Origin of the sequence: Pseudomonas sp. F9001 (assembly GCF_013385435.1) — a bacterium.
Classification (GTDB): domain Bacteria; phylum Pseudomonadota; class Gammaproteobacteria; order Pseudomonadales; family Pseudomonadaceae; genus Aquipseudomonas.
Window position 1 is genome coordinate 26,631 of the sequence record NZ_JACAPX010000049.1, and the last position, 9,434, is coordinate 36,064.

The window sequence follows — 9,434 nt, forward strand, 5'->3', positions numbered from 1 at the left end:
TTTTGTCATGCTTGATCAAGCCCTTATTCAGCAAGCCGCCGCCCGCCTCGACCAGGCCGAGCGCTCCCGTGAACAGGTGCGCCAGTTTTCCATGGAGCATCCGAACATCACGATTGAAGACGCCTACGCCATCCAGCGCGCCTGGGTGGCCCGGAAAATCAAGGACGGGCGCAAGCTGGTCGGACACAAGATCGGCCTGACGTCGCGGGCGATGCAGGTGTCGTCGAACATCACCGAGCCGGATTACGGCGCCCTGCTCGATGACATGTTCTTCGACGAAGGCACCGACATCCCTTTCGAGCGCTTCATCGTGCCAAGGGTCGAAGTGGAACTGGCGTTCATCCTCGGCAAGCCGCTGAAGGGCCCGAACTGCACGATTTTCGATGTGCTCGATGCCACTGAATGGGTGATCCCGGCGCTGGAAATCATCGACGCCCGCATCCAGCAGATCGACCCGCACACCAACGCCACCCGCAAGGTGTTCGACACCATTTCCGACAACGCCGCCAACGCCGGCGTGGTGATGGGCGGCCGCGCCGTACGCCCCACCGAGATCGACCTGCGCAAGGTGCCCGCTGTGCTGTACCGCAACGGGGTGATCGAGGAGTCCGGGGTGTCGGCTGCCGTGCTCAACCACCCGGCCAAGGGCGTGGCGTGGCTGGCGAACAAACTGGCGCCGTACGACGTCACCTTGCAACCCGGCCAGATCATCCTCGGCGGCTCGTTTACCCGCCCGGTAGCGGCGAATCCAGGCGATACCTTCCATGTCGACTACGACATGCTCGGTTCCATCTCCTGCCGCTTTGTCTGAATACTGGAGGACCGTTTCATGGACATGCCCATCAACCGCTTCAAGCAGCGCCTGCAACGTGGCGAAACCCAGATCGGCCTGTGGCTCGGTTTGGCCGACGCTTATTGCGCCGAACTGGCCGCGAATGCCGGGTTCGACTGGCTACTGATCGACGGCGAGCACGCACCCAATGACCTGCGCGGCATGCTCGGCCAACTGCAGGCTGTCGCGCCTTATGACAGCCAACCGGTGATTCGCCCGGTGATCGGCGATACGGCGTTGATCAAGCAGGCTCTGGATATCGGCGTGCAGACGCTGTTGGTGCCGATGGTGGAGACGGCTGACCAGGCACGGCAGCTGGTGCGGGCGATGCGTTATCCACCGGGTGGTGTACGGGGCGTGGGCAGCGCGCTGGCGCGGGCGTCGCGCTGGAACAGGATTCCCGGTTACCTGGATGAGGCCGATGCACAGATGTGCCTGCTGGTGCAGATCGAGAACCGTGAAGGCCTGGACAACCTGGACGCGATTGCGGCGGTTGATGGCGTGGATGGGGTGTTTATCGGGCCGGCGGACTTGAGTGCGGCCATGGGGCATCGGGGGAATCCCGGGCACCCCGAGGTGCAGGCGGCGATTGAGGACGCCATCGTACGGATTCAAAAAGCCGGCAAGGCGGCGGGGATCTTGAGTGCGGATGAGAAACTGGCGCGGCGGTATATCGAGTTGGGGGCGGCGTTTGTGGCGGTGGGGGTGGATACGACCGTGTTGATGCGCGGGTTGCAGGGGTTGGCGGCGAAATTCAAAGACACTGCGGCACCAGCCACTACCGGCGGCGTGTACTGACGCTCTGAAACCACAAAGATCCAAAATGTGGGAGCGGGCTTGCTCGCGAAAGCGGTGTATCAGTGCCAGGTTTGTTGGCTGACCCACCGCATTCGCGAGCAAGCCAGCTCCCACATTTGGATCGGCGGTGTGTCAGCGCTTGATAGTCTTCAACTCATCCAGCAACCCCAGCAACACCTGCAACTTCTCCTCCCCGAACTGCTCCTGCAACCGCTGATAATTCTCCTCCATGCACTGGCTCATCGACTCGAAACTGGCCTTGCCCTTCTCCGCCAGCGTCACCAGCACCCGCCGCTGATCCTGCTCGGCCTTGCGCCGGTGCACCATCCCCGCCGCCTCCATGCGCACCAGCACGCCGGTCATGCTCGGCTTGAGAATGCACGCCAGTTCCGCCAGTTGGTAAATCTCCAGCTCATCATGCTGGCTGAGAATTCGAATAACCCGCCATTGCTGCTCGGTCAGCCCATGCTCATTCAGCGAGGGCCGGAAAAAACTCATGGCCGCTTCACGGGCCTGAAGCAAGGTCAGGGTCAGGGATTGTCTGGGTTTCAACATAGGCTCAGGGTCACGATAGATTTAGTTAATGTTTTAACGAAACTCTAACACTCTCCTCCCCACCTCACGCTATAACTTGTGAAGCCGGCGAAGGCTCTGGCGCGCAGGATCAAAACCGGCGGCACACAGAATCAAGACATCCAGCGCGCCAACGGCCTTAATACACTCATTAGCTCTTCACTGTCAGGCAGCGCAATGATCAATATCGAAACGCCGACCTATTACACGGCGACCAAGAAATACAACCTCAGCTTCCCCACCCTGGAGCAGGACGTGGAAGCCGACGTGGTGATCATCGGTGGCGGCTTTTCCGGGATCAACACCGCCCTGGAGCTCGCCGAAAAAGGCATCACCAACATCGTCGTGCTGGAAGCGCGTTACCTGGGTTTTGGCGGTACCGGGCGCAACGGTGGGCAGATCATGGCCGGCATCGGCCACGACCTGGAAAAGATCAAGAAGGACGTGGGTGAAGACGGCCTGCGCCAGATCTTCGAGATCAGCGACCTGGGCGCCGACATCATCAAGAACCGCATCGCCAAGTACGACATCGATGCCGACTTCTGCCACGGCTATGGCTACATGGGCTTCAACGCCCGCCAGGAAAAGACCCTGCGCGCCTGGGAGAAAGACTTCAAATCCATCAACACCCAACACGAGATCCGCTTTCTTGGCGGCTCCGACGTCAAGCAGATCATCGGCTCCGACGCCTACAGCAGCGCCCTGCTGCACATGGGCGGCGGGCATGTGCACTCGTTGAACCTGCTGCTGGGCGAAGCCAAGGCCCTGGCCGGCCACGGCGTGCGGATTTTCGAGAACAGCCCGGCGCTGGAAGTCAGTTATGGCGAGCGCATCACCGTGCGCACCGGCCGCGGTTCGGTCAAGGCCAGCAAGCTGCTGTGGGCCTGCGACAGTTTCCTCAACAAGCTGGAGCCGGAACTGCACCGCTCGACCATCAACACCTACGCGTTCCAGATGATGACCGAGCCGTTGCCAGAAGAGCTGATCAACCGTATCAGCCCGATTCGCGGGGCCTACAGCGACATTCGCCCGGTGATCGACTACTACCGCGTCACCAACGAAAACCGCCTGCTGTTCGGCGCCGCCACGCCTTTGGTGGAGCACATTCCCGGCGATTTGAAAGCCTGGAACCGCAACCTGATGCTGAAGATTTTCCCGTACCTCAAGGACGTGAAGATCGACCTGGCCTGGGGCGGCCCGATGGCCTGCAGCCCGAACCTGTTCCCGCAGGTCGGCACCTTGCCCGGGCGCAGCAACGCGTTCTACGTGCAGGGCTATTCGGGCTTCGGCGTGACCCCAAGCCACATCATCTGCAAGGTGCTGGCCGAAGGCATGAGCGAAGGCTCGGCGCGGTATGACCTGGTCAGCTCGATCCATCGCCCGACCATCATCGGCAAGGACGCGATCCGCCCGCTGCTGCTTACCGCCGGCAAATCCTGGCACCAGCTCTCCGGTTACTGGAACGGCCGCCGCTGACAAACACCTGTAGGAGCGAGCTTGCTCGCGAAAAACCCAAGGGCGCCGCGTTAATCCAGGACGCCAACGTCATCGTTGACGACCTTCGCGAGCAAGCTCGCTCCTACAGTTGGTCACTAATTTTTTCTCATCAGGAGCAACTGCCATGACCCTCGTTACCCTCAAGAAAGACATCCAGCTATCCGAACTCGACGCCTGGGGCACCGTCGCCGACCTCGGTTCCACCATCCTCGAAGGCGAAGTCCGGGCCTTCGGCAAAATGACCTTCGGTGCCCCCACCGACCCGGTCAGCAGCGCCTATTTCGGCACCACCCAGGGCAAGTTCCGCATGGTCTACCCGTTTGCCGAACAGGCCACCGTGGTCACCGGCGAAGTGGTGCTCACCGACGAATCCACCGGCCAGAGCACCCGCTACAAGGCCGGTGACAGCTGGTTCGTGACCAAGGGCACCCCGGTGCTGTGGGAAGTGGTCAGCGAAAGTTTCGTCAAACACTACTTCGCCGTGGTGTGATAGCCCCGGCTGCCGGCACCCGTCGGCAGCCTTTTGGCGCAGGTGCCCACCCATGCACGCTCTCCCCGCCCACGAAGTCGCCGGCCAGTGCCTGCAGGCTTTCACCCGCTTGATTCCGGTCAGCCAGGCCGCGTTCTATTGCGTCGACCGCCAGCTGCAAGCCCGGGATTTCCAGTTGCACGGCATGAGCGGCGAAATGCACCGCGACTACCTCGACAACTACCGCCAATTCGACCCGTTGCAACCGCGCAACTGCCTGTCCAGTGGCCTGGCGGTGGTAACGCTGGACGTTGCCATGGCCCGCCAGCCGGCGCGGGATACCCGGCGCTATGGGGATTTTCTGCGGCGCTATGGCGTGGTCGATGTGGTGGAGATTTTCGCCCAGCGCGCCGGCCAGCCCCAGGCGGCGATTTCGCTGTTGCGCACCGCCGACCAGGGCGCTTTCACCGGCGAGCAACTGGCCCAACTGAACGCCCTGCAAACCTTGCTGCAACTGGCGGTGGCCAACATGCAGCCCACTGAAGATGCATTGGCCGGTCTCACACCCAAGGAGCGCCAGATCGCCCTGCTGTTGCGCCAGGGCGCCAGCAATAAACAGCTGGCCCAGGAGCTGGACGTCGGCCTGCCCACCATCAAGACCCACCTGATCAACCTGTTTCGCAAGACCGGCGTCAGCAGTCGCACGGAGCTGGTGGGCAGCCTGTTCCTGTAGTTCGCCTCAACCATTCGGTTGATACCAGGGCCTGCTCCCGGGCGCGATGATTCGTGGTGTTCACCCACCCAACCGGAGCATCGCAAATGACCCCCCCTTCTGACTGGATCACCGTGGGCGCCCTGGCCGACGGCTTCGCCCCAGAGGCATTTATCCTGCCGAACCTGGCCGACCTGAGCGGCAAGGCCTTCACGCTGCACTTCGCCAATGGCTGGCAGATCGAGCACCGGTTCGAGCGCGACAGCCTGTCCTGGGTCGCGGCCGACGGTCACTCCAGCGGCAGCGCAACCTACCGCGCGACCTCGGTGCGCCCCGGCCTGTACCTGGTGGATTTCATCAAGCGCGAAGGCACGCAGGCCTGGTCGGTCAGCCTGGTGCTCGACACCGCCAGCGCTTCGTTCACCGCTGTGCTCGGGCGCATGCCCACCCAGGAACAAACCCGCGAAGGCCTCTACAGCCTCGCCCTTGCCGGCAAGCCGCTGACCTCGGTGGAAGTGGAGTTTCTCCACGGCAGCCTCGACCGCCCGTGGCAGCCAGGCCAATGCCCCCACGCACCAACCACCGACCTGATCGGCCTGCGCAACCAGTATCGCTACAGCCCGAGCGAGGTCTACGAGCACATCTACCTCAACCACCAGTTCTACGCCTGGCAATGCCTCAAGGGTGTCGAGCAAGGCCTGTGCGACACCGACCGCTGCGATTACTACAAGATCGCCGACCAGCTCTACCTGTTCGTCTGGCGCGAAAAAATCATCCCCACCCTCGGCCTGGTGCTGATCGACCTGCAGCAACACCGCAGCGACGGCAAGATCTTCGGCTATGCCGACGCCTCCTTCGATGAGCTATCGAACTTTCCCATCAGTTCCTACTGCCAGGTGCTCAATCGCACGGAGCATCCTGATGACTGAGCCGCGCACGATCGTGATCACCGGGGCCGGCACGGGCATCGGTGCTGCGTGCGCCCGGCTGTACGCCGCCGAGGGTGCGCAGTTGGTACTGATCGGCCGTCGTTGCGAGCCGCTGGAGCAGGTCGCGCGGGAAACCGGGGGGTTGGTGTTGGTGGGTGATGCGGCCTGCCCGCAGACCTGGGAGGGTTTTATTGCGCAGATTCGTCAGCGCTTCGGCCGGATCGACGTGCTGCTGGCCTGTGCGGGCGGCCATGGCGTGGGCAGCGCCACCGACACCAGCCCGCAGACCTGGGAAGCGGCGCTGCGCAGCAACCTCGACAGCGCCTTCTACAGTGCGCGGGCGTGCTTGCCGCTGCTGCTGGAAAGTGGCGGGAACATCGTGCTGATGGGTTCGATTGCCTCACTGGCTGCCGGGCCCGAGGTGTGCGGCTACACCACGGCCAAGCATGCCTTGCTCGGGCTCAATCGCTCGCTGGCCCGGGATTACGGCCCGCGCGGGGTGCGGGTGAACGCGGTGTGCCCCGGCTGGGTGCGCACGCCGATGGCGGATGAGGAAATGCAGCCGTTGATGGATTTCCATGGCGAGACGCTGCAGCACGCCTATGACCGGGTGTGCGCCGATGTGCCGTTGCGCCGGCCGGCCAGCGCTGAAGAAATCGCCAGGGTGTGCCGCTTCCTGGCATCCAGTGACGCGTCGATCATTACGGGTGCGACGCTGGTGGCGGACGGGGGCTCAAGCATCGTCGATGTGCCGACGCTGGCCTATGCGCGTATGGAGCAGCGTCATGAATGAAGACCTGGATTTCACTGGTCGCAACGTATTGGTAACGGGTGGCGCCCAGGGTATTGGTCGGGCCATCGTCGAAGCGTTTGCCCTGCGGGGCGCGCGGGTGATGATCGCCGACCTGCAACTGGCAGAGGCGCTCGCGCTGGAGCTGTGCGGGCGCGGCTGCCAGGTGGAAGCGGTGACGGTGGATCTGGCGGATGCGGCTGCGGTTTTCGAGCTGATTGCGGGGGTGGAACACGACTGGGGGCGGCTGGATATTCTGGTGCATAACGCCGGGTATTTTCCGCTGACGCCCTTTGCCGAGATCACTCCGGCGATGCTCGGCCGTACCTTGGCGGTCAACCTCTCGGCGTTGTTCTGGCTGACCCAGGCGGCGCTGCCGATGTTCCGCCGTCAGGGTCGGGGCTGCGTGCTGGTTACGTCGTCTGTCACGGGGCCGCGGGTTGCGTTTCCGGGGTTGAGTCACTATGCGGCGTCGAAGGCCGGGGTCAACGGGTTCATTCGCAATGCGGCGCTGGAAATGGCCGGTTTGAATGTGCGAGTCAACGGTGTGGAGCCCGGCATGATCGCAACCCCGGCCATGGGCAACCTGGGGGATGACCAGGTAAATGCACAGATCGCCAGCCGGGTACCGCTGGGACGGCTGGGCGCACCGTCGGATATTGCCGGGGCAATGCTGTTCCTGGCATCGGACCTGGCGGGCTATATCACTGGGCAGACGCTGGTGGTGGATGGCGGCTCGACCTTGCCGGAGGTTTAACGAAACGTCCTACCGAACTGCCGGATAACCTCTACTCCCCTGCCCTGAGAACCTCTGCAAAGTCCCTCGCCTGATCACACAGCGCGAGGGAACGCCGATGTTTTTTTCGATTAATGCCCTGCCCGATGGGGCTGCCTCTTGAATCCCGCCATAGGCTTTCTGGTCGTGGCGGCGATGGACCCGAAGACGCGCGACGTCGATGGGGTTCTTAACGACTTCACACATTGCCTGAACACCTACGACGCGTGGGCCGAGAGCTTCTGGAGCTTTTCGGCACTGGATGTCGAGCAGGTGTTCAAGGTCGGCGACGAGGTTTCGCTGGTCGCGCCCATCACCCGTTCCCTGTATCCCGCCAGCACCGTCGCGACCTGCAAGGCTAATGCGTCGTTGACCCTGGTGCACATGTTCCAGAGCACACGGTTCGTGCCCATCGGCAATACGCCGGTGATGCTGCAGGAAGTCGCGCAAGACGGTGGTCCCCTCGGCGATCCCATCCATAAGACCATCGGCCCCAGCGGCATTCTCGAAGTCACCGAGTGCACCGTCGACCGGCAGTATCGAGTCAGCTTTTACCCCAACGTTTCCAGGGATCACATCAAGGCACTGTATGCCTCCTATCAGTCCGAGATCAGCTCGCTGGAAGGCAACTTGCGCGGTCAGTGGACGAGCACGTTCAAGCCGATATGGGAGAGCTATGCCAAGGCGGGTTATGGCGAGCGCTACACCTCGCTGCAACTGGCTTATGCGCGGGGCTTTGAAAACGTGCTTTACGGCCTCTGGGACGGTATTGCGCGGCTGTACCAGTGGTTGGCAGACATCAAGCCCAACAGCGAAAAGCTCCTGCAGTACCTCTCCCAAGCCGAGCTTGGAGCGCTCCTGACGCTCAGTCATGAGGCGATTGCCAAAGGATTGTTGATTCTCAGCGACGAGCCGCTGCTGTTCATCTACCTGTCCGCAATGGTCAGTTGGATGCGCATGCTGCCGCCGCACTACATGCTTGAGTTGCTCGGGGAAATCACCACCGAGGTGTTGCTCAACCTGCTGTTGCTGTGGGCTACCGGCGGTATGGGTGTGGCGGTACGGCTGGGCGCGCAGGTGCTGGGCAAGGTCAGGTCCGAGCGGGCACGGGAGTGGTTGGAGCAGATTGCCAAGTTGGGCGGTACGGCCCCGTTGGATAGGCATGCGGAGGTGCTTAAGCCGTTATCGCTTCAGAGTCAGGCAGTACCGGTCAAGGCTGCGGCGGTGCCATTGAAGGCTGGCGTGGACGAGATTTCCAACCCGGCACCGATGGTGCGGGAACCTAAGACGGCACGCACGGCGCTGGTGAAGCAGGAGCCTGTGGATGATGTGCCTGCTTCGGCGAAAAATCCCAATGGGGATGCTTCGGTCTGTTCGGCGAATACCTGTACCAATGGCTGCCCGGTTTCGATGGTTACTGGTGAGGAACTGCTGACCCTCACAGACGGCTCGTTGGAGGGTGTCCTGCCATTTGCCTGGACGCGGTTGTATCGCAGCAGTGCCGTGGAAGTGGATTGCGGGTTGGGGTTTGGCTGGAGTCATGCGCTGGCGCAGCGCTTGGTGGTGAGCGGCGAATCGGTGGTGTGGACCGATCACGAAAACCGCAGCACCACCTTTCCCCTGCCCTCTGCTGCACGGCCGGCGATCACCAATAGCCTGGCGGAAGCGGCGATTTATCGGGGTGCTTTGCCGGATGAATGGGTGCTGGCTCAGGCGTCGCTTTTCTACCACTTCCGTGACGGTGTGCTGACGGCGATCAGCGATGCTTATGACAACCGACTGCGCATTGCTCGCGATTATTCCGGGCGGATTCATCGGATCGATAACCATGTTGGCCAGGGATTGCTGCTGCGTTATGAGCGCGGCCATATCGTTGCCGTCGACTATCAGGTGCAGCGGGAGCCGGGCTGGGTTACCGAACATAACGTTGTTTCCTACAGGTATGACGACGCTTGGCGATTGATTGAAGCGACCAACGCGGTAGGCGAAAGCGAGCGTTATCGGTACGACGATCAGCAGGTGATCCTGGAGCGCGAGCTGGCCGGTGGGGCGAGTTTCT

Annotated in this window: 10 protein-coding genes; 9 read left to right on the forward strand and 1 reads right to left on the reverse strand. The window is 62.3% G+C overall.

Features of this window, described 5'->3' with window-relative positions; all coding sequences use genetic code 11:
* Nucleotides 1-7 precede the first annotated feature (7 nt).
* On the forward strand, nucleotides 8-811 hold the full coding sequence (hpaH, locus tag HX818_RS29485) for a 2-oxo-hept-4-ene-1,7-dioate hydratase (RefSeq protein ID WP_177021252.1): 804 nt from the start codon (nucleotides 8-10) through the stop codon (nucleotides 809-811).
* A gap of 18 nt (nucleotides 812-829) precedes the next feature.
* On the forward strand, nucleotides 830-1,630 hold the full coding sequence (gene hpaI / locus HX818_RS29490) for a 4-hydroxy-2-oxoheptanedioate aldolase (RefSeq protein ID WP_177021253.1): 801 nt from the start codon (nucleotides 830-832) through the stop codon (nucleotides 1,628-1,630).
* A gap of 132 nt (nucleotides 1,631-1,762) precedes the next feature.
* Here hpaI and hpaR read toward each other — a convergent pair whose 3' ends face one another.
* Nucleotides 1,763-2,185: a homoprotocatechuate degradation operon regulator HpaR gene (hpaR, locus tag HX818_RS29495; RefSeq protein WP_003209875.1), complete on the reverse strand. Its 423-nt coding sequence runs from the start codon at nucleotides 2,183-2,185 to the stop codon at nucleotides 1,763-1,765.
* A gap of 195 nt (nucleotides 2,186-2,380) precedes the next feature.
* Between hpaR and HX818_RS29500 the strand changes: the two genes are divergently transcribed.
* The 7 genes from HX818_RS29500 to HX818_RS29530 form a co-directional block, all read left to right on the forward strand.
* Complete coding sequence (locus tag HX818_RS29500; RefSeq protein ID WP_177021254.1) at nucleotides 2,381-3,679, forward strand: FAD-binding oxidoreductase; 1,299 nt, start codon at nucleotides 2,381-2,383, stop codon at nucleotides 3,677-3,679.
* 145 nt (nucleotides 3,680-3,824) lie between these two features.
* The gene (locus HX818_RS29505; RefSeq protein ID WP_003209872.1) at nucleotides 3,825-4,190 is read left to right on the forward strand and encodes a cupin domain-containing protein; all 366 of its coding nucleotides are present in this window, start codon (nucleotides 3,825-3,827) and stop codon (nucleotides 4,188-4,190) included.
* 52 nt (nucleotides 4,191-4,242) lie between these two features.
* Nucleotides 4,243-4,902, forward strand: a complete 660-nt coding sequence (locus HX818_RS29510) for a LuxR C-terminal-related transcriptional regulator (RefSeq protein ID WP_087694951.1) — start codon at nucleotides 4,243-4,245, stop codon at nucleotides 4,900-4,902.
* An 86-nt stretch (nucleotides 4,903-4,988) separates the two neighbouring features.
* Nucleotides 4,989-5,810 (forward strand): molybdenum cofactor biosynthesis F family protein, encoded by an 822-nt coding sequence (locus HX818_RS29515; protein WP_177021255.1) that lies wholly within the window; start codon nucleotides 4,989-4,991, stop codon nucleotides 5,808-5,810.
* Entirely contained in the window at nucleotides 5,803-6,603 is an 801-nt protein-coding gene (locus HX818_RS29520) for an SDR family NAD(P)-dependent oxidoreductase (RefSeq protein ID WP_177021256.1), read from the forward strand. The genes HX818_RS29515 and HX818_RS29520 overlap by 8 nt, the downstream gene beginning before the upstream one ends.
* Entirely contained in the window at nucleotides 6,596-7,357 is a 762-nt protein-coding gene (locus tag HX818_RS29525; RefSeq protein ID WP_177021257.1) for an SDR family oxidoreductase, read from the forward strand. The genes HX818_RS29520 and HX818_RS29525 overlap by 8 nt, the downstream gene beginning before the upstream one ends.
* A gap of 174 nt (nucleotides 7,358-7,531) precedes the next feature.
* Nucleotides 7,532-9,434 (forward strand): DUF6531 domain-containing protein (locus tag HX818_RS29530; RefSeq protein ID WP_256346367.1); only part of this gene is annotated, 1,903 nt, incomplete at its 3' end.